The following is a 21946-nucleotide window of genomic DNA, read 5'->3' on the forward strand; positions in this document are numbered from 1 at the left end:
TGTCCGCGGCCCCTGCCACGATCGGAGGATGACCGAGGCCACGCCGAAACAGACCCGGCCCGCACGGGGCGATGGCGCGACCCCACCGCCCCGCAACCGAGCCCTCGTCCTGACCGCGGCCGTGGTGACGGTCGTGCTGTGGGCCTCGGCGTTCATCGGCATCCGCGGCGCGGGCCCGCACTTCGACCCCGGCGCCATGGCCCTGCTGCGCATGGCGGTGGGCACCGCGGCGCTCACCGTCATCGCACTGCGGCGCGGCGTCCGCCTGCCGCCACGACGCCGGTGGCTGCTGGTCGCCGTGTGGGGCGTCGGGTGGTTCTGCGTCTACAACCTGGCGCTCAACGCCGCCGAGCACACCCTCGACGCCGGTACCGCGGCGATGGTGGTCAACCTCGCCCCGCTCATGGTCGTCGTCTTCAGCGGACTGTTCCTGCGCGAGGGCTTCCCGAAGCCGCTGCTGATCGGGGCGCCGATCGCCTTCGTCGGAGTCGTGCTCATCGGCCTGAACCCTTCGGGGAAGACCGGGGCCGTCGACATCGCCGGCCTCCTGCTCGCGCTGCTGGCCGCCGTCATGTACGCCGGCTGCACGCTGCTGCAGAAGCACCTGCTGAGCGCGGGGGCCGACTCGACCACGCTCACCTGGCTGGGAGCGGCGGTCGGGACGGTCGCGCTGCTGCCGTGGTCGGGCAGCCTCGTGGGCGCACTGCGGACGGCCCCGCTCGACGCGACCCTGTGGGTGGTCTACCTCGGCGTCTTCCCCACGGCGATCGCCTTCACCACCTGGGCCTATGTGCTGCAGCGCAGCACGGCGGGGCAGACGTCCGCGACCACATACGTGGTGCCGGCGATCGCGATCCTGCTGTCGTGGCTGATCCTCGGCGAGGTGCCGACCGCGCTCATGTTCCTCGGCGGCGCGCTCTGCCTGCTCGGCGTGCTCATCGCGCGGTTGCGGTGGCGGCGCCCTCCCGGCGAGCGAGCAGACGGCATCGTGCGAGCCGCAACGCCAGGAGCACCAGAACCGCCCCGATGACCAGGCGGAGGGAGCGGGTCCCGTGACGAGGATCGTTACGACGCCGGCCATGCCGAGCCGAGCTGCTGCAGCCGCAGCCACACGGGGCCAGGTTCACCAGGCCGACCCCGGTGCGCCCCGGCCGCGGCGCGAATGAGGTCGACGGCGACGATGCCTGCGCCGAGCGCGGCGAGGGTGAGGATCCGGTGCTGCTCGTCATCTCCCCGGCTTCGCGTGGCGGGAAGAGGTCCTCGCCGGTGTCGACAAGCTCGTCCCGCATCGCCGAGCAGGAGGCGAACGCCGCGCGGCGCCCATTCGTCTCCTACGCGGTCACGGACGACCGGCTCGTCACCGGCCCGACCCGCCGGATCCGCGAAAGGAGAACGCGCAGAAGGTCGCGGCACTGCTCTGACGGACCTCCGGCCGGTGTCGCAGATTCGCGGCGACGAGCACGCGCTCGGCGCGACTGCGCTAGGAAGGAGAGGCGGCAGCACAGCACCGCACCGCACCGCACCGCACCGCACCGCACCGACCCAGGGGGAGCCATGACCTATCCACAGGACCCGCAGCCCGGACTGCCGTATCAGCAGGCACCGCCGTATCCGATGGCACAGCACCCGGCGACCGGCCAGCCGTACTACCCGATGCCCACCCACCTCGTGGTGCCGGAGCCCAAGGGGATGAGCATCGCCTCCATGGTGCTGGCGCTCGTCTCGATCGTGTTCGGCTTCACGTTCCTCGTCCCGATCGCGGCGCTGATCCTGGGCATCGCGGGCCTGCGCAAAGAGCCTGCCGGGCGCGGCATGGCGCTGGCCGGCGTGATCGTCTCGAGCTTCATCCTGCTGGTGTGGGTGCTGATCCTGATCGTGTTCTTCGTCGTCGGGCTCTCGGTGTTCGGGGTCGCGGTCTCGATGACCTGAGCCGGCGTCGCCACCGGAGGCAGGTCGGCGCAGGCCGGTGACACCAGCCCGCGTCGTAGGCCACGAGCACGGCCTGCACGCCGCACACCCCTGTGAACCTGGGCACCCCCGATGGGTAGTCCTCCCCATCCGATCCGGGTGGCATGGTCAGCCTCGGCGGTTACGCTGGCAGGGTTGCGCGCGACCGGATCGCGCGCGCCAGAACCACAGGGGGATCCGCTCGTGAGCCAGAACATCGACGCCGCGTACGCCGCGCAGACTCCGCCCCCGCCTGCGGGCATCGTCAGCCCTCCGCCCGCGATCCCACCGGCGCCTCCCATGCCGCCCGGGCCGAGCATCCGTCGCGAGCAGCCGGGGTCAGTGCAGACTCCTCCCGCGGAGGTCCCTTCGACAGGCTCAGGGACCGGGGCCGCCGGTTCAGGGACCGGGGCCGCCGGTTCAGGGACCGGGGCCGCCGCGTCAGGGACCGCGGCCGGCTCACCTGCCGGTCAGGCCGGAAACGCGGCGGGGCAGGCCTCCGGGGCCGCGTCCCAGGCCGCGGCCGCGGCCAAGCCGGCCCCGACCGAGGCCGAGATGGCGCGGGCGCGGCAGATCCTCGGCATCGTGTCCACCGCCTACTCGACCCGCATGGTCGGCCAGGAGCGTCTGCGCACCAGCCTGCTGCTCGCGCTCATGGCCGGCGGGCACATCCTGCTCGAGTCGGTGCCGGGCCTCGCCAAAACCACCGCCGCGAGCACTCTCGCCGACACCGTCAAGGCCGACTTCAAGCGCATCCAGTGCACGCCCGACCTGCTGCCCAGCGACATCACCGGCACGCAGATCTACGACGCGGCGAGCGGCACGTTCCGCACCGTGCTCGGCCCCGTGCACGCGAACTTCGTGCTGCTCGACGAGATCAACCGCTCGAGCGCGAAGACGCAGAGCGCGATGCTCGAGGCGATGCAGGAGCGGCAGACCACGATCGGCGGCGAGATCCACCGCGTGCCGCGGCCGTTCCTCGTGATCGCGACGCAGAACCCGATCGAGCAGGAGGGCACGTACGAGCTGCCCGAGGCGCAGATGGACCGCTTCCTGCTCAAGGAGATCGTGGAGTATCCGAGCCCCGCCGACGAGCTCGAGGTGCTTGCGCGGATCGACTCGGGCGCCCTGGATCCGGACCGGCACGCCTCCACGACCATCTCGCTCGCCGACGTCGAGCAGCTGCAGGACATCTCGTCCCGCATCTACGTCGACCCCGCGATCCGTAACTACATCGTGTCACTCGTGTACGTCACCAGGAACCCGGTGCCGTACATCGGGGAGACCCTCGGCGGCTACATCAAGTACGGCGCCAGCCCGCGCGGATCCATCGCGTTCCTGCAGGCCTCGCGCGCGCTCGCGCTGCTCGCCGGACGCTCGTACGTGATCCCCGAGGACGTGCGGAACCTCCGTCACCTCGTGCTGCGCCACCGCGTGCTGCTCACGTTCGAGGCCGAGGCCGAGAACGTGCGCAGCGAGGACATCATCGACGCCATCTTCGGCGCCGTGCCCACCCCCTGATCATGCGCCCGCTCGCCGCTGCCCGGACCCTCGGAGATGGATTTCGCATCTCCGAGGTGCCTGTGAGCGACGTTTTCCATCTCCGTGGCCCGCGCGCCGCATCCCGGAGATGGATCTCGCTCATCGGGGGCGCTTCGGAGCGACGTTTTCCATCTCCCACCGGTCGTTGAGCCCAGAGCGCACCGACCGAACGAACTGAGGATCCATCCATGGCCAGCCTGCTGACGCCGGTGAAGGGCAAGCTCTTCATCCAGTCGACGCGCAAGTCGACGCACGCGCTCGACGGCGCGTACGCGTCGCTGCTGCGCGGGCACAGCCTCGACTTCGACGATCTGCGCGCCTACGAGTACGGCGACCAGATCCGCGACATCGACTGGAAGGCGACCGCGCGGCTCGGATCCCCCGTGGTGCGCCGTTCGCTGGCCACCCGCATGCACACCGTGCTGTTCGCCGTCGACACCGGCCTGTCCATGACCGCGCTCGCGCACGACGAGAAGCCCAAGAAGGAGCTGGCGATCCTCACGGTCGGCGTGCTGGGCCTGCTCGCCCTCCGCCACGGCGACGACTTCTGCCTGGTCAGCGGCGATTCCGAGGCGGTGGGCCGGCGCGAGATCGGCCGCTCGGAGGCGGCCCTCGAGCACACCCTGCGCACGATCGACCGCGCCGTCGACGCGGCCTCAGCGCCCTCCGACCGCGATGCGCTGCTGAACTACATCGCGCGCACGATCGCGCGGCGCATGATCGTGGTCGTGCTGACCGATGACACTCCGGTCAGCGCCGAGACCGAGCGGCTGCTGCGCCGGCTGCGCGTGCAGCACGACGTGCTCTGGATCACGCTGCGCGACGCCGAGCCCGTGCTGGACCCGTCGACGGGCTCACGGGCCGGGAAGGACGGCGTGCAGCGCTCCCGCCGCGACGTCGCCTCGCACTGGGCGATCCCCGAGTTCATGCAGGGCGACGCCGAGCTCGCGGCCGAGCTGCACGCGATGGACGCCGCCGAGACGGAGCGCACGGAGACGCTGCTGCGCCGGCTCGAGATCACGCATGTCGCGCTCGCCGAGCAGGGCCAGGCCGTCGGCGCGCTGCTCGAGATGCTGGATGCGAGGTCGCATGTCCGGAACGGATGAGCTGTATCCGCCCGCGCAGTACGGCTGGGGCTGGATCCTGCTCGCGATCGGCATCCTGGCCCTGATCGCCGGGATCGCCTGGCTCGTCGTGGTGCTGACCCGCCCGCGCCGGTCGCTCGCGTTCGCCGCCGCCCCCGTGCCGCAGCCCCTGCTCACCGCCGACGCCGCGACGGCGCTCCGCCAGGAGTACCTCGGCGCGATCGCGCAGATCGAGGCCGACTACCGCGCCGGCACCAGCGACGCCCGCCGCGCCAACCTCGATCTCAGCCGCGTCGTGCGCGGATTCGTGAACGAGTACAGCGGCATCGAGGCGCCCGTCCTGGCCCTCGACGACCTCGTGCGGATGGGCGTGCACCCCGCGCTCATCGACGCGATCGGCCGCAACTACTACCCGAGCATCTTCCGGCGCACCGCCCCGGTCGACCCGCTCGTGGGCGCCGAGGCCGCCCGTCAGGTGGTGACCACGTGGTACTAGCCAACGCCTGGATCCTGTTCGCCGTGCTCGGCGCGGCGCTCGTCGCGCTCGTCGTCGGCGTGCTGCTCGGGCTGCGCGGCCGCGGCGGGGGGACCGCGGCGGGCGGCGCGCCGGTCGCCAGGGCGGAGCGGATCCGCACGCTGCCCGCGTTCCGCCGTGCGGTCCGCCGGCGCCAGGCGGCGCTGGCCGCGATCGTCGCGCTGGGGATCCTCGCGGTCGTGCTCGGCGGCGTGGTCGCCGCGCGGCCGGTCGCGCAGAAGACCGTGCAGCCGGTCTCCACGAGCCGCGACGTCATGCTGTGCCTGGACGTGTCCGGATCCATGACCGACGTCGACAAGGAGATCGTGTCGATCTTCGACAAGCTCTCCGACGGCTTCAAGGGCGAGCGGATCGGGCTGACGATCTTCAACAGCTCCGCCGTGCAGGTCTTCCCGCTCACCGACGACTACGCGTTCGTGAAGGATCACCTGCGGAGCCTGATGAAGGGCTTCGACTACTCCACCGACGTGCCCGAGCAGTGGGTCGGCACCATGAACGGGGTGGGCGCCTCGCTCATCGGCGACGGTCTCGCGTCGTGCGTGATGCGCTTCGACCACGCCGATCAGAAGCGCGCCCGCTCGATCATCCTCGCCACCGACAACGAGCTGAACGGATCGCCGATCGTGTCCCTCGAGGAGGCCGCCGACTACGCGGCGTCCAAGAAGATCCGCATCTACACGATCAACCCGGTCGAGGGCGTGGACGAACCGAACAGCAAGACCCTCGCCGACGCCGCCACCACGACGGGCGGCAAGGCCTACGCGCTGCGGGAGACCACCACCGTGAGCGACATCATCAGCGAGGTGCAGAAGCAGGAGGCGTCGCAGCTCAAGGGCCAGGCGACCGTCATCTGGACGGACGTGCCGCAGCTCTGGATCGCTGCGCTGATCGTGATCGCGCTGGGTTTCGTCGTGCTGCTGTGGCAGGTGCGACTGTGATCCTCCAGCCCGTCATCGCGCCGTTCCTGGCGATCCTGCTCGTCCTGCCCGTGCTGGCGGGCGCCGTGTGGATGCTCGTGCGCGCGGTGCGGGCCCGCGGCACCGGCCCGGCGGTCTGGGTCCTCCGGGTCCTGCTGGTGCTCGCGTGCGGGGTGCTGCTGCTGCGGCCGGGCGTTCCCGGCGGGCAGGTGCGCACGCTCGCCTCGGCCACGGACGTCGTGATCGCCGTCGACACCACCGCGAGCATGGTCGCCGAGGACTGGAACGGCACGCATCCGCGGATGGACGGCGTGCGGCAGGACGTGCGGGGCATCGTCGCCGCGTATCCCGGCGCCCGGTTCGCGCTGATCACGTTCGACGCGACCCCGGTGCTGCGGCTGCCGCTGACCACGGACAGCACCGCGCTGGTGTCCGCGGTCGACGTGCTGCAGCCCGAGGTGACCCGGCAGTCGAAGGGCAGCTCGATCGGCATCGCGAACCAGCTCGTCGCGCAGACGTTGCAGAACGCGCAGAAGTCCTCTCCGGATCGCGCCCGCCTGGTGTTCTACCTCGGCGACGGCGAGCAGACCGTGTCGACGAACCCGGAGTCGTTCGCGGACGCCAAGAAGCACGCGTCGGGCGGTGGCGTGCTCGGCTACGGCACGGCGCAGGGCGGCCCGATGCGCGAGACGACGGGCGCGCTCGGCGACGCCTCCGGATCCGACGCGGGGGGCGGCGACTACATCCAGTACCAGGGATCCGACGCCCTGAGCCGGATCGACGAGAAGAACCTGCAGCAGTTCGCGAGCGAGCTCGGCGTGAAGTACCAGCACCGCAGCGCGACGCAGAAGGCGGTCTTCCCGCCCGCTCCGAAGTCGACCACGGCCTACCGCGAGAACGATCCGCTCACCCAGCCGACCGACCTGTCCTGGATCGCGGCGCTCGTCGTCGTGCTGCTGCTGTGCCTCGAGATCGCCCGGGCGGCCATGCTCGTCGTGCGGATGCGCGGCCTGTCGGTGCGGCCGGAACCCGCGGCATCGCCGAAGCAGGAGGGAGGGGAGGCATGACCGAGACGCTGACCGGCCCCGTCGCGGAGCCGTCCGAGGCCGCTCCCGACGCCACGGCCGCGCACGCGCTGCTCCGCAGCAACCGGCGCCGCCGCCTGGCCCGGCGCTGGATCGCGTGGGGCTCGCTGCCGCTGCTGCTGGTAGCGGTGCTGTTCGTCGGCAAGCTCCTCAGCCTGTACGCGTTCGCCTACCAGTCGATCACCGCCTATGTCGCGGGCGACTACTCCGGCTCGATCGCCGCCGCGGAGCGCCTGGACCCCGCCAACTGGTTCGAGCCGTACAAGGCGCCCTACGACCAGGGCGTGGGCCTCGCCGAGTCGGGCAAGCTCGCCGCAGGCCAGAAGAAGTTCGAGGAGTCGCTGAAGCTCGCCCACGGACTCGAGGTGTGCGCGGTGCGCTTCAACCTCGCCCTGGTGCTGGAGCGCGAGGGCGACGCGGCGGCCGACAAGCAGGATCCGACGACCGCGGTCGCGTTCTACGCGAAGGCCCTCGAGGTCAACGCCGACATGCCCAAGGAGTGCGACAGCAAGCAGGCGCAGGAGCAGTCGCCCGATCCGCAGCGCGACATGAGCCAGTCGAACAAGGATCAGCAGGACCGCCTCAAGCAGAAGCAGCAGGAGCAGCAACAGCAGCAGCAGAACCCGGATCAGGGCAAGGACAAGCCGAAGGATCAGCAGCAGCCGCAGCAGCCCGATCAGGGCAAGCTCGACGACCTGCAGAAGAAGCTGCAGCAGGGCGAGCAGGAGCGGCAGCAGAACCAGAAGGACGGCAACGACGACGGCGGCAGCACCGGAACGGACAAGCCATGGTAGAGCGCAGCGATCCGCCCCGATACGTGTCCGACTCGGCCGGAGCCCCGCCGCTCCCGCCCCCCGGCGGCTACCGCGGCGCGCGGCGCGCGCTGCTGGGCCAGGTGCCGCTTGCGGCCTCCACCCCGACCCTCCCGGTCGTCGCGGGAGCCGGGCGCGAGACGGAACGCGGCGACTCCTGGAGCCCGTCGACGGCGCCGCGGGCAGCCAGGAGAAGCCCGCTCGGCTGGATCGCGCTCTCGGCCGTGGTCGCGTTCGCGCTCGTGTGCGTGATCCTGCTCGCGGTCGGCAACGCGGACGCGTTCTTCGGCGCCACGATGCTCGTGCTCCAGCTCGTGGTGCTCGGCCTCGTCATCGCCGCCCTCGCGACGAGAGCAGGGCGGACGCTCGGCGCGGCCGCGCTCACGGTCGCGCTCGTCCTCAACGTCGGCACCCTGGGCGCGCTGAGCGCGGTGCGGGTCGCGGCGACGGGATCCTACGCCGGTCACAAGACCGACAAGCAGAAGCTCTGGGAGGCGTACCCGGGCATCAAGGACAAGGATCCGCAGCGCTTCCTGAGCCAGCAGTCGCTCGAGAAGCTGCAGTCGCTCGCGGACGAGACGATGTCCGACGTCCGCGCCCAGCTCACCGCGAAGTACGGGTTCACCTGGGTCACGGTGAGCGACGCCCAGGACCGGCCCGAGCGCAACGGCTACGGCGGCGAGTCGATGCTGGTGCGGTACGGCTCGCCGGTGTGGGCGACGACGCAGCCGGTGACCGGCTACGACCACAAGCTCGAGGTCATGCAGACGATCGAGTCGGTGATCGAGGAGCACGGCTGGCGCGGCATGATCGCGTTCAACGATCCCGCCAGCGGCGTCGACCCGAGCGTGATCCCGAAGATGTACGGCGGCGCCACCCCCGAGACCCAGGTCGACTGGGAGTGGTTCAGCGACGAGGACCCCGATCCGGGCTGGTTCTACGCGACCATGACCGACCTGGCTAACGACAAGACCGGCGCCTACCGCGCCTCGCGGGAACAGACCGCGAAGCGCACGGGCGAGCCGCTGGAAGGACTCCAGCTCGCGGTGGTGGGCCGGTACATGCTGAGCGAGAAGAAGACCGACGACTTCACGCAGGCGCTGAAGAAGTACCCCTGATCTCGGCTGTGCCGCCTTACCGCCTTCCGGCCGATCCCCGAGGGTGACCGGTGAGGATGCAGGGGCCGCTATCGTCAAGGAATGCAGATGCCCGCGCCGGAGCGCACCGCGAATCGCACGTCACGTCTCGGCATCAGCCCGGCACTGTGGGGCGTCGTGCGTCTCGCGGGCGCCGCGCTCATCCTGCTCGCCGTGAGCACGCAGGTCACGATGTCGGTGCAGAACGCGCTCGCGGCCGCGACGCCGGCGGCACGGCACCTGCCGACCGTGATCGCGAACCTCCTCAGCTACTTCACGATCCTGTCGAACGTCGCGGCCATCGTGGCCCTTCTGCTCGCGGGAGTCTGGGCGCTGCGCAACGCCCGGAGCCGCAGCGTCGAGCCCCGTGGCCTGGCGATCCTGCTCGCCTGCGTCTCGACGTACATGATCACGACGGGCATCGTCTACAACCTGCTGCTGCGCAACGCACCGGTCGGCATCTCCGCGCCGTGGGTCAACGAGGTGCTGCACGTGGTCGGCCCGCTCATCCTGCTCGCCGACGTGCTCTTCGCCCCGCAGCGGCGCTGCCTGGGCTGGGGCGTGCTGGGCGCCGTCGCCGCGTTCCCCCTCGTCTGGGTCGCCTACACGCTGATCCGCGCGAATTTCATCATCGCCCCGCTCACCGGTGAGCACTGGTGGTACCCCTATCCGTTCCTGAATCCGCATCTGCCCGGCAACAGCGCGCTCACGGTCGTGCTGTACGTCGTCGGCATCGCTATCGTGATCCTGGCGGTCGGCGCCGGCGTGATCGCGGTCTCGCGCAAGCGCGGGCGCTGACGCTCCGCCGGGCTCGCCCTGCCCCGAGGGCGGGGCGCCCCCGTGACGCCCGCGCTCTTCCAGCTGGCATGATGAGGCCATGCGTGCTGTGGTGATGGATCAGGTCAGGGCCCGTCCCGAGGTGCGCTCGGTCGCGGAGCCGAGCGTCCCGGCGGACGGCGTGCTGGTGCGGGTCATGGCCACGGGCCTGTGCCGGAGCGACTGGCACGCCTGGGCCGGACACGACGACATCGCCCTGCCGCACGTCCCCGGCCATGAGCTGGCCGGCGTCGTCGTCGTGACCGGGCCGCAGGTGACCCGGTGGCACCCCGGCGATCGCGTGACGGTGCCGTTCGTCTGCGGCTGCGGCACGTGCGAGTGGTGCCGCTCCGGCAACGCGCAGGTCTGCCCCGACCAGCAGCAGCCCGGCTTCACGCACTGGGGATCCTTCGCCGAGTTCGTCGCGCTGCACGCGGCCGACGTCAACCTCGTGCGGATCCCCGACGACGTCGACTTCGCCACCGCGGCCAGCCTGGGCTGCCGTTTCGCGACCGCCTTCCGAGCCCTCGCCGGCCGGGCGAAGGTGCGCGAGGGCGAATGGGTGACCGTCGTCGGCGCCGGGGGCGTCGGCCTCAGCGCAGTGATGATCGCGCAGGCGCACGGAGCCCGCGTGATCGCGGTGGACCGCAACCCGGAGGCCCTCGCCGTGGCGCGACGGCTCGGCGCCGCGCACACCCTCGTGGCCGACGGATCCGACATCCCGTCCGCCGTGGCGGAGCTGACCGGCGGCGGAAGCCACGTCTCCGTCGACGCGGTCGGCAGCGAGCAGACCTGTGCCGACGCGATCCTGAGCCTGCGCCGCCGCGGGCGCCACGTGCAGATCGGACTCCTCCCGCCCGTGGACGGGCATCCCCGGGTGCCGATGGACCGCGTGATCGGGTGGGAGCTCGACCTGCTCGGCAGCCACGGGATGGCCGCCGCCGACTACCCCGCGATGATGACGCTGATCGAACGGGGGCTGCTCGCCCCGCAGCAGCTCATCGAGCGCACCATCGGCCTCGAGGAGGCGGCGGCGCTGCTGCCCGAGTTCGACCGGGCCACCGTCGCGGGCATGACCCTGATCGACCCGCGCCGTCCCTGACCGCCCGCCGTCACCGGCGGTGCGGAGACGCCCGTGGGTGGACGACGCCCGACGCCGCGCCCAGCACGGCGCCGATCAGGGTGTCCACGACGCGCTCGAGGATCAGGTCCCAGGGGAGACCGCCGCCCGTGCCCGCCGCGGAGGAGATGATGAAGAGCACGAGCGGTGTGATGAAGACGAGCGCCAGCGCGTAGTTGCGCACCACGAAGATCTCGACGGTGAACTGGAGCCCCGCGAGCAGGAACGGCAGCAGGAGAGGCGGGATCGGGACGGATCCGAGCAGCGCGAAGAGGCCGGCGCCGACCACCGTGCCGAGGAATCGCTGGCTTCCCCGGATGAAGGCGACCCGCCTGCCGACGTTGACGCCGATCACGGCGATTCCCGCGCACACGGTCCAGTACGCCCGTTGCGGGTCGACGAGCAGCATGCTGAGGAGAGTGCCCGCGACGGCCACGAGCGCCACTCTCAGCAGCAGCGCCCTGGCGTCGGGATCGAGCCGCGGCCGACGTGCGATCTGCGTCCGTGCCGGTGAGGCGGCACCGCCGCGAGGCCGGGCGATCAGGAACGCCACCACGGCGATCCCGTAGGCGATGAGGGCGCCCACGGCGAGCGCGCCGAGGAAGAGCGGCGGCTCCACGAGGCGGTGGCCAGCGGAGACGGCGGTGAGGTGCGTGGCGAGTCCGTAGACGAGCACGAAGAACACCGGTCCCGGCGGGCCGAGCCGGTATCCGTAGTGCAGTGCACCCGTGACCAGGGCGACGACGACGAGGCCGATCGCGGCGGCCGCGGGGTACGGCGCGAGCGCTGTACCGGTCGCTGCGCAGAGCAGGATCGCGACGACGACGACGGGCAGCAGACGGATCCGCACCAGCGGAGCGGTTCCGACCAGATAGATGGCCGTGAAGGCGCCGCTCGCCGCCATCACCCCGACGGCCGGCCGCCCCAGCACCGTGAACAGCGCCACGGGCAGGAACATCGACAGCGCGGCCTGGAGCGCGATGGGCCAACGCGGGGACGGCGCCGGGGCGAGCAGGAAATGACTTCGCGCCCACACCCGGATCAGCGCGGTCGGCGGGCGCGGGGCGGGAGGATCGTGGGGAGCCGGATCCGGTTCCGTCATGTCCGCTTCCGCCTTCCCTCGGGCCCGGCGGCCCCCGCCCAGCCTACGCGGGAGGATCACGGGCGCCCGTCCGCTCAGGCGCTGCCCACGAGCTCGGCAGTCCCGATGCCGGCGAGTATCGCATGCCTCGCCGACGGTTGACAATGAATCGTTTCAGGCTTACGCTCGTCCTTAACGGAAAGCGCTTACTTTCGAGTCGAGCCGCTTATCATCAGTACGGTCGACGACGACAGGAGACGACATGTCCGAGGCCACCACGTCACCCGACGCCCGGCGCATGCCACGCCGCGCCGCGATGAGCGGCTGGGTCGGCAGCGCGCTCGAGTACTACGACTTCTCCGTCTACGGGGCAGCGGCCGCGCTCGTCTTCCCCCAGGTGTTCTTCCCGGGCGAGGATCCTGCGATCGCGCTGATCTCCTCCCTCGCCACCTATGGCGTCGGTTACGTCGCGCGGCCCCTGGGCGCCTTCGTCCTGGGCAACTTCGGCGACAAGCACGGCCGCAAGCGCGTCCTCGTCTTCGCGATGATGGTGATGGGGCTCTCCACACTGCTGGTGGGCCTTCTGCCGACCTATGCGCAGGTCGGCGTGCTCGCACCCGTCCTGCTCGTGGTGCTGCGGCTGATCCAGGGCTTCGCCGTCGCCGGCGAGCTGGGCGGCGCGAGCGCGATGATCGTCGAGCATGCGCCTGCCGCGAATCGCGGCTTCCTCACCAGCTTCAGCCTGCAGGGCACCCAGGCCGGCAGCATCCTCGCATCGGCCAGCTTCATCCCGCTGTCGACCTTCCTCTCGCATGACGCCTTCCTCGCCTGGGGGTGGCGCATCCCGTTCCTCCTCAGCGTCGTCGTGATCGTCGCGGGTGTGATCATCCGATCGCGCGTCGACGAGACACCGTCCTTCCGCCGGGAGCAGAGCGAGCACGCGGTGGCGCGCGTCCCGGTCGCGCAGCTGTTCCGCGAGAACGGCGGCACCGTCCTCCGAGCCGTCTGCATGGGACTGGCGAACGTGATCGGCGTGACCGTGGTCGTCTTCGGCACCGCCTACGCGACCCAGCCGGCGTACGGGGTGAAGATGAGCCCCTCGGTCTACCTCTGGATCCCCGTCGTCGCCAACATCGTCGCCATCATCCTCATCCCGATCTTCGGCCGGCTCTCCGACCGGATCGGACGTCGCCCGCTGATGATCTGGGGCCCCCTGAGCGCCGGTGTCCTGTCCTTCGCCTACCTGTTCGTGGTGCAGGCCCGCAACATCCCGCTGACCGTCGTGCTGGCCATCCTGATCTTCGGCATCCTGTACCAGCTGTGGAACGCGACCTTCGCGAGCTTCTTCCAGGAGCTCTTCCCCACGCGCACCCGCGTCACCGGCTTCGCGGTCTCGCAGAACATCGCCCTGTTCATCACCGGGTTCCTCCCCGCGATCTTCACGGCGATCGCTCCTCCCGGAAGCCCGTCGGTCCCGCTGATCATCGGTGCGCTCACCCTGGTGTTCTCGCTCATCTCGGCCTTCGCCGCGTGGCGCTCGCGCGAGACGGCGAAGCTGGAGCTCGAAGCGCTGGAGACCACGCCGATCGTGCACGTGAGCCGGGGCCGGCGCGACTCGCGCGGCGGCGACGCCTGACCCGTGCACGGGGAGGAGGGAACGGACGTGGGCGGCAGACCGGCTCGAGTAGCGCTGATCGGCGCCCACGGCTTCGGCCTCGTCCATCGCCAGAACCTCGACAGGCTGCAGGGGCGCGGCCGCGCGACGCTCGTCGCCGTGGCCGAGCCCAGCCCGCTGGAACCCGGCGAGCTCCCCGCCGGCGTCCGCGCCTACCGCGACGCGGATGCGCTGCTCGCCGGAGAGAGCGACCTCGACGTGGTCATCGTCTGCACGCCGCTGCACACGCACTTCGATCTGGCGGTCAAGGCGCTGGCGACGGGAGCCGACCTCTATCTCGAGAAGCCGCCCGTCACCTCGCTCGAGCAGTTCGACCGGCTGAGGGCGGCCGCCGCGGACGCGGACCGTCTCGTACAGGTGGGCTTCCAGAGTCTCGGCTCGCACGCCCTCCCCTGGCTGAGATCGGCGATCGACGGCGGGGCGCTCGGCGACATCCGGGCGATCACCGCGGCAGGACTGTGGACGCGGAACCGCGCGTACTTCGCGCGCTCCCGCTGGGCGGGCAAGCGGACCCTCGACGGCGTGGACGTGGTGGACGGCGTCGCCACGAACGCCCTGTCGCACGCCGTCATCACGGCGCTGAACGTCGCCGGCGCCCGACGATCCTCCGACGTCTCGCGCATCGAGGTGGACCTTCACCGCGCCAACCCCACCGAGAGCGATGACACGACGGTCGTGCGGGCATCCCTGCCCGGGGCGGCAGCCGACGTCACCTGCGCACTCACGCTCTGCGGACCGGGCGAGGCCGAGCCCTTCGTCACCGTTCACGGCTCGGAGGCGACAGCCACCTTCTTCTACGTGCGGGACGAGGTCCGCGTCGACGCCGGCGACTCGTCCCGCACCACCCGCTTCGAGCGCACCGACCTGCTCGAGAACCTGCTGGACGCCCGCGACGGCCGCGCGAGCCTGCTGAGCGCTCTCGACGACACCGAGGCGTACATGGGCGTGCTGGAGACGGTGCGAACGAGCGCCCCGCCGCACCCGATCGCCGCGGAGTTCGTCGACCGGGTGGGTACGGGGGGCGAGGAGCGGATCGTGATCCGCGGGATCGAGGAGGCGGTGCTGCGCGCGGTCGCCGCGCAAGCGACGTTCACCGAGTTGGGACTGCCGTGGGCGGTCGATCCGGACCGCCGGGCCGAGACGATCGCAGCCGACGGCCCGACGCCGGACGAGTGACGGGCGGCATCTCGTAGGCCGAGCTGCGAAAGCGTCATGGGCCGAGCTGCGAGAGCCTTCCCTGCCGCGGCATCCCCGCCGGCGACGACAGGCCGTCTCGCTATCATCGGGTGATGGCCGATTCCTCCGCAGCACCCCGCAGCGCCGGCCGCTACCGCAAGGGCATCGCCCGACGCCAGGAGATCCTCGACAAGGCCATCGAGGTGTTCGCGCGGCGGGGGTCGCACAAGACGAGCCTGCGCGCGATCGCCCAGGAGGTCGGCGTCACCCACGCGGCGCTGACGCACTACTTCGGCTCTCTGGAAGAGCTGCTCGTGGAGGTCTACCGTGCGTCGGAGAGCGCGACCGACGCGACCCATCCGGTCCCCGCGGACGCCCGCCCCGCCCTGTCGATGCGCACGGCCGCGGAGCGCAACCGCCGCATCCCGGGGCTGGTCCAGCTGTACTCGACCCTGGTGTCGACGGCTCTCGAGGATTCGCACGCGGCCGCACAGGAGTTCATCACACAGCGCTTCAGCCGGATCCGGGCCGGGATGTCGGCGCAGGTACGAAAGCTGCAGGCCGCGGGCGAGCTGCGCGCCGACCTCGACCCCGATCTCGTCGCCGCCCTCGTCGTCGCCGCCTCGGACGGGCTGCAGACCCAGTGGCTGCTCGACGACACCATCGACCACGAAGCCGCACTGGAGATGCTGGACTCGCTGCTCTCCGGCGACGGCACCACCGGTCCCTGAGCAGGAGCCTCCCGGGCGCGTGGCCCCTGCTCGGGGATCGACAAGCTCAGGGACCGACGGTCTCAGAGAGTGGCGGTGAACGGGTCGAAGCCCTCCGGCAGCAGCGGCACCGGCGCCGCCGTGCTCGCCACCGCGACGGTCCGGCCTGTGCGCGCCGACTCCTGGGCCGACAGCAGCACGTCCAGCACATGGAAGCCGAGCTCGCCGGAGGCGACGTGCGGCCGGTCCGCGGCGATCGCGCGCACCATGTCGAGCGCGCCCAGCCCCCGGCCGATCTCGATGTCCTCGTGGGCGATCTCCACCCACTCCTGCTCGAACGACATGCCGTCGCGCAGCACGCCGAGAGGCGTCACGTACGCGATGCGGCCGGCGAACTGGTTGGGATCCGGGATCACGATCGTGCCCTCGGTGCCATGGATCTCGACGACGCCGTGACGCTCCAGCGCGGAGTCGAAGCTCAGCAGGCTCTGCGCCTGCGCGCCCTGCTCGAACGCGGTGACGATCTGGATCGTCGACGGCACCTCCACCGGGAACAGCGTGCCGGCGTTCGGGCCCGTGCGGATCTCGCGCTCCTCACGCGCCTTGCTGCCGACCGCCGCCACGCTCGCGACCGGGCCGAGCAGGCTCACCAGCGCCGAGAAGTAGTACGGCCCCATGTCGAGCAGCGGACCGGCGCCCTCGGCGAAGAGGAATGCGGGGCTGGGATGCCACAGGTCCGGCCCCTGGGTCTGGAACGCGGTCTGCGCGAACAGCGGACGTCCGATCACGCCGCTCTCGATCGCCCGGCGGGCAGCCTGGAAGCCCGGACCGAGCAGGGTGTCGGGGGCGGAGCCGACGCGCAGCCCTGCGGCGTCGGCCTCGCGCAGCAGCTCGGCGGCGCCCTCGCGGTCGAGGCCGAGCGGCTTCTCCGTCCAGACGTGCTTGCCCGCGGCGATCGCGGCCCGCGAGACCTCGACGTGCACGGCGGGGATCGTGAGGTTGATCACGAGGTCCACGCCGGGATGCGTCAGGACGTCCTGAGCGGATCCGAAGGCGGGGACGCCGTACTTCTCCGCCTGCGCCTGGGCGCGGTCGAGCAGCAGGTCGCCGACGATGAGCACCTCGGTGTCGGGGAACCTGGCGAGGTTCTCGAGGTAGGTGTCGCTGATGACGCCGACGCCGATGACGCCGATCCCGACCGCGCTCATCGGGCGAATCCGCCGTCGGTGAGGAACGCGTAGCTCGCGGCGATGTCCTCGAAGACGTCACCCGGCGCGTTGTCGTACTCGATGATCGCGTACTGCACCGCCGACGCCGCACGCAGCGCGTCGGCGAGCGGCACGTCGCCGCTGCCTGCGTGGCGCTGATCGAGGCTGTCCGAGCCGAACTCGCCGGCACCCGGGGCGAACGGGTTGCTCTCGGGGGCTGTGCCGTCCTTGACATGGACGGCGACGAGGCGGTCGCCCAGGCGCGAGACGAGGCCGGGGACGTCCTGGCCGCCCACGAGCGCCCAGTACAGGTCGAGCTCGAGCGCGATCCGCGCATCGGTGAGCGCCACGAAGCGCTCGTAGGCGCTCTGGCCGTCGAAGTCGGCCACGAACTCCTGGGCGTGGTTGTGGTACCCGACGGCGAGCCCGAAGCCCGCCGCGGTGTCGGCGAGCGCGTTCAGCCGGTCGGCGATCTCGGCGACGCCGTCGAGCGTGAACCAGCGCTCGGGGGCCACGAACGGGTCGATGACCGTGGTCATGCCGAGCTTCGCGGCGGCCTCGAAGACGACCTCGGGGGCCGGCGTGGGAATGGATCCGTCCGGCGTCCACAGCTCGTCGGAGAGCAGCGGCGCGTGTCCGGTGGGCGAGGCGAGGCCCGAGGCGTCGAGGGCGGCGCGGATCTCGTCCGGCCGGCGCACGAAGTCGAACGCCTCCACGTTGCGCAGTCCGATGGCGGCGAGCTTGTCGAGCGAGCCCGACATGTCGGCGGAGAACTCCGCCGCGAGTGTGTACAGCTGAACCGAGGTTTCCGGCAGGGCCACGTCGACCTTCCTTCTCTGAGAGGGGACGGGCGCGCTCGGCCCGTGCGGTCAGAGTAGCAGAAACCTCCATGTGGAGGTAATGGCTGATGCGCATTCTGTTCCATGCCGCGCGCATCGCTCTCGGGGTCGAGCCCTGTCCGTCCGCAGACATCACCGGCGACGGATACGCCCTCGTCGGCAGCGTCGGCGGCGGCGGCGTCGTCGGCGGCGGAGGAGGGGTCGGCGTCAGAAGTCAGGCCGTGACGTGGACCGCCTGGGCGCGCAGAGGACTCTCGTGCGACACGGAGGGAAGGAGCATCGCACCGTCCAGGGGATCAGCGCGGACGACTCTGACGTCGGCCCCTGGAAGGCGACGCCGCACGGCGTCCACGAATGCATCTGCGAGCACGACGGATCCCCACGCCCCGCCCACTGCCCGCACGTGCACGCTCTCCCCTGACGCCCCCGCTCCGGCTCTGTCACGACCGTCCGGCCCGATCTCGCCCACGCGGCGCAACCCGCTCGCCACGGAGTGTGCGAGCTCATCGGCCGCCGCGGCGGAGATCGCCGCCGCGACCTCGTCGCCCGCTGCCGCCACCTCGGCCACGGTGCGCGCGTACGCGGCCACACGGCGCACCCGGTCCTGATCGGCCTGCAGCTCGATGTAGGCGTCCTCCAGCACAGGGAACTCGGCACGCACCACGTCGGTGAGCGCCGTGGCGGGGCCCCGTCCGTCGTTCGCCCGCAGCACGGCGTCCAGCGCCGCGCGCCCGATCCAGAAGCCGCTGCCCGCGTCGCCGAGCAGGTATCCCCAGCCGTCGACTCGAGCGATCTCCGTGCGGCCCACGGCCAGGGTCACCACTCCGGTGCCGACCGCGACCACCGCGCCCCGGTTGTCGCCGAGCGCCCCGAGGAACGCGGTGATCGAATCGTGCGCGATGCTCAGTGCGCGCGCCCCCGAACGGGCGGCGACGCTCATCAGCTCCTCCGCGTCCGTGGCGGCGGCGGTGAGCCCGGACACACCGATCCCGACCGCCTCCGCACCGAGACCGCGTCGTCCGGCGTCGGCCAGCACCGCCCCCAGCTGCGGCATCAACGGGATGTCGGTCCGGATTCCGGAGGTGCTCCAGTCCGTCACGTCTCCTCCGGTGGAATGCCGGATCTTGATGCTGCTCTGGCCGGCGTCGACCGCCAGGATCGAGCGGGGTGCTGCGGTGGTCATGCTCGTCGCATTCCCTTCATGGTCGCGGGAACCGGGCTCCGCGCCGAGTCGCGCGCGAGCCCGGTTCCGTCTTGGTCAGCGGACGCCGATGGCCGAGATCTCGGTGCGGCCCTCGTTCACGAACAGGTTGATGCCGCGCACCTGCCCGAGCAGCGCCCGGCAGTCCGCGCTCAGCGTGGTGAGGTCGATGGTCACGGCGCCCGATCCGGTGTGCGCGCCTGGGCCGGCCCAGGTCGCCGGCGCGGTCTCGCACCAGGTCCAGTCGGGGCCGAGCTGCAGGGCGGCCTTCATGCCGACGCCGGTGGTCGCGGGCACGTCGATGACGAGCGTGGTGCGGCCGGAGAAGTCCTGCCCGCCCGGTCCGCTCACCCAGTCGCCGCCGGACGCCGCCTGCACCACGAGCCGGCCGTTCTCGGCCGTGGCCGTGCCGCCGTTGGTCTGCCAGTCCGGCACCGCCCAGCCGTGCGCCCCGTCGGAGAAGTCGACCACCGGGACGGGGCGCGACGCCCGCACGATCACGTCGGTGCGCTGCAGCCAGCGGGCCAGCTCCGCACGGGAGATCCGCCCGTTCGCCCCGAACTGCGTGGCCGAGACCGGCTCGACGACCTTGGCCGACACGGCCTAGGCGACGGCCGGAGCCGACGCGGCCGGCACGTCCTGGAACGAGGGGCCGTTCGACACGACCGGCTTTCCGGCGAGCGCCCAGAGCGCCTCGGTCACGGCCAGCCGACGCGCGGACGCCGGGGGGGACGCTGTGACACCCGCGGCCTTGCCGTACGCGGCGAAGGTCCGCGCGGCCTCCTCGTCTTTCACCGACCTGGTCGGATGGAAGGATCCGTTCTTGTCGCCGAGGTCGATGACGGTGTCGTGCAGCCACTGGATCGCCGCGTAGTCCGCATTGTCGCGCGGCACGTCGCGGTAGGTCGTGGGCGGCGGGGTTCCCGGCACGGCCCTCAGGCCGTCCAGCACGACGGATCCGCTCGTCGCCCCGCCGTCGACCGCGTTCACGTACACGTTGAACTGGGTGACGGTGGCGAGCAGGTCGGGAGTCAGGGCGGCGCCGGCGTGCGCGGTGTCCCACGGCGCGGGATGCCAGTCGGCGAAGGGGATGTCGACGAGCGAGGCCGTGGTGCCGGCGAGCGACGGGTACGCCTCGAACGTGACGCCGCCGGCGACGACCTGCAGCACGAGCTTGTCGTTCGAGCCGTCCGGGTGGATCCACGCCTGGAAGTCCGAGAACGGCGACCAGTCCGCGGTCAGCTGCGTGCCGAACCCGGTGTAGCTCTGCGAGGCGAACGAGTAGTCGAACTTCAGCGCCTGCGTCCCGTCGCCGACCGGGGTGGTGGCGGAGGCGTGCACGAGCGAGATGGTGTTGGAGTTGTACTGCACGTAGGCGCTGCGCAGCGCCGCGTCGTCGCCGTAGCCCTCGAAGTCGTCCACCTCGCCGGGCGCACGCACGGGCGCGGCCCCGACCACCGCGGTCGAGTGGGTCGTGGAGACCTCGGCACCCCCGGCGAACACGTGCAGGGTCAGGCCGTGGGTGGCGTTCGTGCGCAGCGCGTCCGGGACGGTCCAGGTGCCGGTCCACCACAGCGTGCCCGGCGCCGGGGCCGTCAGCGCGATCTCCTGGGTGGTGCCGTCCACCGTGACGGTGACGCGGTCGGCCGCGTAGCCGCGGACGGACGCGCGGATCTCCTGCGTGGATCCGGCGACCCGGGATCCGTCGGCGGGGCTCGCCAGGTGCGCGACCGGCTGGGTGGGGACCGCGTCGACCGTCCGGGTGAGCACGTCGGCGGGCAGGTCGTGCGCGAACAGGGTGTACGGGTCGTCGTAGTAGGCCTGGAAGTCGGGCAGCATCTCGCCGCTCGTCGGGATGTACGGAGTGGTCGTGCCGCCGAAGTCGGCCCAGGTGAGCATGTAGGCGGAGCGGGAGGCGCGCGGATCCGCCTTGATCGCGTTCAGCACGTCCATGTACCAGTGCACGTTCTTGTTCTGGCCGTCGGGCTGCACGCCGCCGGTGATCCCGAACTCGGTGAAGGCGCTGATCTTGCCGCGCGCGTCGGCGAGGTCGGCGATCATCCCCAAGTCGGAGACGAGGCCGGACAGGAAGGTGCTGTCCGCCGCCGCGTCGTACGTGTCGTAGCCGAGCACGTCCACGAAGTCGTCGCCGGGGTACGTGCGCAGGTACTGGTCCGCGTTGCCGCCGAAGCCGCCGCCGGGCGAGAACGCGTAGAGCAGGTTGTGCACGCCCTTCAGGTCGCGCAGGTACTCGACCGTGTAGCGGTACAGCTCGGCGTACTCGCCGGGGGTGCCGAACGCGGCGCCCCACCAGAACCACGACCCGGCGTTCTCATGCCACGGCCGGAACACGATCGGGATCGCGTGCCCGTTCGCGTCGGTCGCGTGGGTCGCCGCGACGGCGATGAGGTCGAGGAACGCGTTCAGGTCGGCGTTGTGCGCGCCGCCCGGCAGCACGGCCCGCAGCGCATCGCCGGAGGTGTCGTAGAAGTCGCCGCCCGTGGCGAAGTTCGGCATGTGCGCGCTGAGGGTGGCGATCCCGCCCAGGTCGTGCGCCTGCCGGATCGAGTTCGCGAGGGTGAGCGCGTTCTGCTCCTTCGTCGCGTTCGGATCCCCCGGCTTCTCCTTGCCCTCGATGATGAGGGTGTCGAAGCCGAACACGGCCGGGTAGTCGCCGGTCGCGGCCTTGACATCGCTGGAGGTGCCGTCGGGCGAGGCGAAGGTCGTGCCGTAGTCGGTGTCGTGCTGGTGCCCGAACAGGATCCCCGTGCCGCGCACGTCGCGCAGGTACGAGAACAGGCTCCGGGTCTCGGGGGTGGCGTCGCCGTCGACCAGATCGGCCGGTGCGGAGGTCGTGGTGGCAGGCACCGCTGATGCGGCGGCGGCAGCCGAGGCGCTCGTCGGGATCAGCAGCCCGGCGAGCAGGACGGTCGCCGTCGCGAGGGCGACGGCACGGGGGATGCGACTCATCGTCGAGTCTCCTTCTGTGAGGGGTGGGGTGATTGGGCGTTCATTGGGGGTGGATCGTGGTCGCGGGTCGGAACGCTGTCGCGGTTTCGGT

20 protein-coding genes are annotated in these 21946 nt (G+C 71.5%); 14 read left to right on the plus strand and 6 right to left on the minus strand.

What is annotated here, in order from left to right; genetic code table 11:
* The first annotated feature begins 28 nt into the window (after window positions 1–28).
* The 11 genes from ACTJJZ_RS08825 to ACTJJZ_RS08875 all read left to right on the plus strand — a co-directional run bounded on the left by ACTJJZ_RS08825 (window position 29) and on the right by ACTJJZ_RS08875 (window position 10977).
* Window positions 29–1030 carry a DMT family transporter gene (locus ACTJJZ_RS08825; RefSeq protein WP_440720810.1) on the plus strand — a complete coding sequence of 334 codons (1002 nt, stop codon included), beginning with the start codon at window positions 29–31 and terminating at the stop codon, window positions 1028–1030.
* A gap of 524 nt (window positions 1031–1554) precedes the next feature.
* Complete coding sequence (locus tag ACTJJZ_RS08830) at window positions 1555–1929, plus strand: DUF4190 domain-containing protein (RefSeq protein ID WP_440720811.1); 375 nt, start codon at window positions 1555–1557, stop codon at window positions 1927–1929.
* Window positions 1930–2502: 573 nt separating this feature from the next.
* The gene (locus ACTJJZ_RS08835; protein ID WP_440720917.1) at window positions 2503–3468 is read left to right on the plus strand and encodes an AAA family ATPase; all 966 of its coding nucleotides are present in this window, start codon (window positions 2503–2505) and stop codon (window positions 3466–3468) included.
* A gap of 209 nt (window positions 3469–3677) precedes the next feature.
* The gene (locus tag ACTJJZ_RS08840) at window positions 3678–4595 is read left to right on the plus strand and encodes a DUF58 domain-containing protein (RefSeq protein WP_440720812.1); all 918 of its coding nucleotides are present in this window, start codon (window positions 3678–3680) and stop codon (window positions 4593–4595) included.
* Entirely contained in the window at window positions 4579–5070 is a 492-nt protein-coding gene (locus ACTJJZ_RS08845) for a hypothetical protein (protein ID WP_440720813.1), read from the plus strand. The genes ACTJJZ_RS08840 and ACTJJZ_RS08845 overlap by 17 nt, the downstream gene beginning before the upstream one ends.
* Complete coding sequence (locus tag ACTJJZ_RS08850; RefSeq protein ID WP_440720814.1) at window positions 5061–6047, plus strand: vWA domain-containing protein; 987 nt, start codon at window positions 5061–5063, stop codon at window positions 6045–6047. Before ACTJJZ_RS08845 ends, ACTJJZ_RS08850 begins: the two co-directional genes overlap by 10 nt.
* Window positions 6044–7093 (plus strand): vWA domain-containing protein, encoded by a 1050-nt coding sequence (locus tag ACTJJZ_RS08855; protein ID WP_440720815.1) that lies wholly within the window; start codon window positions 6044–6046, stop codon window positions 7091–7093. Before ACTJJZ_RS08850 ends, ACTJJZ_RS08855 begins: the two co-directional genes overlap by 4 nt.
* Window positions 7090–7905 carry a hypothetical protein gene (locus tag ACTJJZ_RS08860; protein WP_440720816.1) on the plus strand — a complete coding sequence of 272 codons (816 nt, stop codon included), beginning with the start codon at window positions 7090–7092 and terminating at the stop codon, window positions 7903–7905. The genes ACTJJZ_RS08855 and ACTJJZ_RS08860 overlap by 4 nt, the downstream gene beginning before the upstream one ends.
* The gene (locus tag ACTJJZ_RS08865; RefSeq protein WP_440720817.1) at window positions 7899–9041 is read left to right on the plus strand and encodes a hypothetical protein; all 1143 of its coding nucleotides are present in this window, start codon (window positions 7899–7901) and stop codon (window positions 9039–9041) included. The genes ACTJJZ_RS08860 and ACTJJZ_RS08865 overlap by 7 nt, the downstream gene beginning before the upstream one ends.
* A gap of 81 nt (window positions 9042–9122) precedes the next feature.
* Window positions 9123–9857: a Pr6Pr family membrane protein gene (locus ACTJJZ_RS08870; RefSeq protein WP_440720818.1), complete on the plus strand. Its 735-nt coding sequence runs from the start codon at window positions 9123–9125 to the stop codon at window positions 9855–9857.
* 79 nt (window positions 9858–9936) lie between these two features.
* The gene (locus ACTJJZ_RS08875) at window positions 9937–10977 is read left to right on the plus strand and encodes a zinc-dependent alcohol dehydrogenase family protein (RefSeq protein WP_440720819.1); all 1041 of its coding nucleotides are present in this window, start codon (window positions 9937–9939) and stop codon (window positions 10975–10977) included.
* 10 nt (window positions 10978–10987) lie between these two features.
* Here ACTJJZ_RS08875 and ACTJJZ_RS08880 read toward each other — a convergent pair whose 3' ends face one another.
* Window positions 10988–12097, minus strand: coding sequence for an FUSC family protein (locus ACTJJZ_RS08880; RefSeq protein WP_440720820.1), 1110 nt, complete (start codon window positions 12095–12097; stop codon window positions 10988–10990).
* Between the two features lie 241 nt (window positions 12098–12338).
* Between ACTJJZ_RS08880 and ACTJJZ_RS08885 the strand changes: the two genes are divergently transcribed.
* From ACTJJZ_RS08885 to ACTJJZ_RS08895, 3 genes are all read left to right on the plus strand, one after another.
* Window positions 12339–13712 (plus strand): MFS transporter, encoded by a 1374-nt coding sequence (locus tag ACTJJZ_RS08885; protein WP_440720821.1) that lies wholly within the window; start codon window positions 12339–12341, stop codon window positions 13710–13712.
* 27 nt (window positions 13713–13739) lie between these two features.
* Window positions 13740–14927, plus strand: coding sequence for a Gfo/Idh/MocA family protein (locus tag ACTJJZ_RS08890; RefSeq protein WP_440720822.1), 1188 nt, complete (start codon window positions 13740–13742; stop codon window positions 14925–14927).
* 113 nt (window positions 14928–15040) lie between these two features.
* Window positions 15041–15658 carry a TetR/AcrR family transcriptional regulator gene (locus tag ACTJJZ_RS08895; RefSeq protein ID WP_440720823.1) on the plus strand — a complete coding sequence of 206 codons (618 nt, stop codon included), beginning with the start codon at window positions 15041–15043 and terminating at the stop codon, window positions 15656–15658.
* A gap of 62 nt (window positions 15659–15720) precedes the next feature.
* Here ACTJJZ_RS08895 and ACTJJZ_RS08900 read toward each other — a convergent pair whose 3' ends face one another.
* The 5 genes from ACTJJZ_RS08900 to ACTJJZ_RS08920 form a co-directional block, all read right to left on the minus strand.
* Window positions 15721–16845 carry a Gfo/Idh/MocA family protein gene (locus tag ACTJJZ_RS08900; RefSeq protein ID WP_440720824.1) on the minus strand — a complete coding sequence of 375 codons (1125 nt, stop codon included), beginning with the start codon at window positions 16843–16845 and terminating at the stop codon, window positions 15721–15723.
* Window positions 16842–17666: a sugar phosphate isomerase/epimerase family protein gene (locus tag ACTJJZ_RS08905; protein ID WP_440720825.1), complete on the minus strand. Its 825-nt coding sequence runs from the start codon at window positions 17664–17666 to the stop codon at window positions 16842–16844. Before ACTJJZ_RS08905 ends, ACTJJZ_RS08900 begins: the two co-directional genes overlap by 4 nt.
* A gap of 232 nt (window positions 17667–17898) precedes the next feature.
* Window positions 17899–18867, minus strand: coding sequence for a BadF/BadG/BcrA/BcrD ATPase family protein (locus tag ACTJJZ_RS08910; protein ID WP_440720826.1), 969 nt, complete (start codon window positions 18865–18867; stop codon window positions 17899–17901).
* A gap of 75 nt (window positions 18868–18942) precedes the next feature.
* Window positions 18943–19485, minus strand: coding sequence for a hypothetical protein (locus ACTJJZ_RS08915; RefSeq protein ID WP_440720827.1), 543 nt, complete (start codon window positions 19483–19485; stop codon window positions 18943–18945).
* A gap of 3 nt (window positions 19486–19488) precedes the next feature.
* Complete coding sequence (locus ACTJJZ_RS08920) at window positions 19489–21855, minus strand: glycosyl hydrolase (protein ID WP_440720828.1); 2367 nt, start codon at window positions 21853–21855, stop codon at window positions 19489–19491.
* Between the last annotated feature and the right edge of the window lie 91 nt (window positions 21856–21946).

It is taken from the genome of Microbacterium sp. 22242, assembly GCF_052045495.1.
Lineage (GTDB): Bacteria > Actinomycetota > Actinomycetes > Actinomycetales > Microbacteriaceae > Microbacterium.

What these genes read in the sequence shown, in the direction of transcription:
- ACTJJZ_RS08825 (WP_440720810.1), top strand. Translation starts at nt 29, where the DNA reads ATGACCGAGGCCACGCCGAAACAGACCCGGCCCGCACGGGGCGATGGC.
- ACTJJZ_RS08830 (WP_440720811.1), top strand. Translation starts at nt 1,555, where the DNA reads ATGACCTATCCACAGGACCCGCAGCCCGGACTGCCGTATCAGCAGGCA.
- ACTJJZ_RS08835 (WP_440720917.1), top strand. Translation starts at nt 2,503, where the DNA reads ATGGCGCGGGCGCGGCAGATCCTCGGCATCGTGTCCACCGCCTACTCG.
- ACTJJZ_RS08840 (WP_440720812.1), top strand. Translation starts at nt 3,678, where the DNA reads ATGGCCAGCCTGCTGACGCCGGTGAAGGGCAAGCTCTTCATCCAGTCG.
- ACTJJZ_RS08845 (WP_440720813.1), top strand. Translation starts at nt 4,579, where the DNA reads ATGTCCGGAACGGATGAGCTGTATCCGCCCGCGCAGTACGGCTGGGGC.
- ACTJJZ_RS08860 (WP_440720816.1), top strand. Translation starts at nt 7,090, where the DNA reads ATGACCGAGACGCTGACCGGCCCCGTCGCGGAGCCGTCCGAGGCCGCT.
- ACTJJZ_RS08865 (WP_440720817.1), top strand. Translation starts at nt 7,899, where the DNA reads ATGGTAGAGCGCAGCGATCCGCCCCGATACGTGTCCGACTCGGCCGGA.
- ACTJJZ_RS08870 (WP_440720818.1), top strand. Translation starts at nt 9,123, where the DNA reads ATGCAGATGCCCGCGCCGGAGCGCACCGCGAATCGCACGTCACGTCTC.
- ACTJJZ_RS08875 (WP_440720819.1), top strand. Translation starts at nt 9,937, where the DNA reads ATGCGTGCTGTGGTGATGGATCAGGTCAGGGCCCGTCCCGAGGTGCGC.
- ACTJJZ_RS08880 (WP_440720820.1), bottom strand. Translation starts at nt 12,097, where the DNA reads ATGACGGAACCGGATCCGGCTCCCCACGATCCTCCCGCCCCGCGCCCG.
- ACTJJZ_RS08885 (WP_440720821.1), top strand. Translation starts at nt 12,339, where the DNA reads ATGTCCGAGGCCACCACGTCACCCGACGCCCGGCGCATGCCACGCCGC.
- ACTJJZ_RS08895 (WP_440720823.1), top strand. Translation starts at nt 15,041, where the DNA reads ATGGCCGATTCCTCCGCAGCACCCCGCAGCGCCGGCCGCTACCGCAAG.
- ACTJJZ_RS08900 (WP_440720824.1), bottom strand. Translation starts at nt 16,845, where the DNA reads ATGAGCGCGGTCGGGATCGGCGTCATCGGCGTCGGCGTCATCAGCGAC.
- ACTJJZ_RS08910 (WP_440720826.1), bottom strand. Translation starts at nt 18,867, where the DNA reads ATGACCACCGCAGCACCCCGCTCGATCCTGGCGGTCGACGCCGGCCAG.
- ACTJJZ_RS08920 (WP_440720828.1), bottom strand. Translation starts at nt 21,855, where the DNA reads ATGAGTCGCATCCCCCGTGCCGTCGCCCTCGCGACGGCGACCGTCCTG.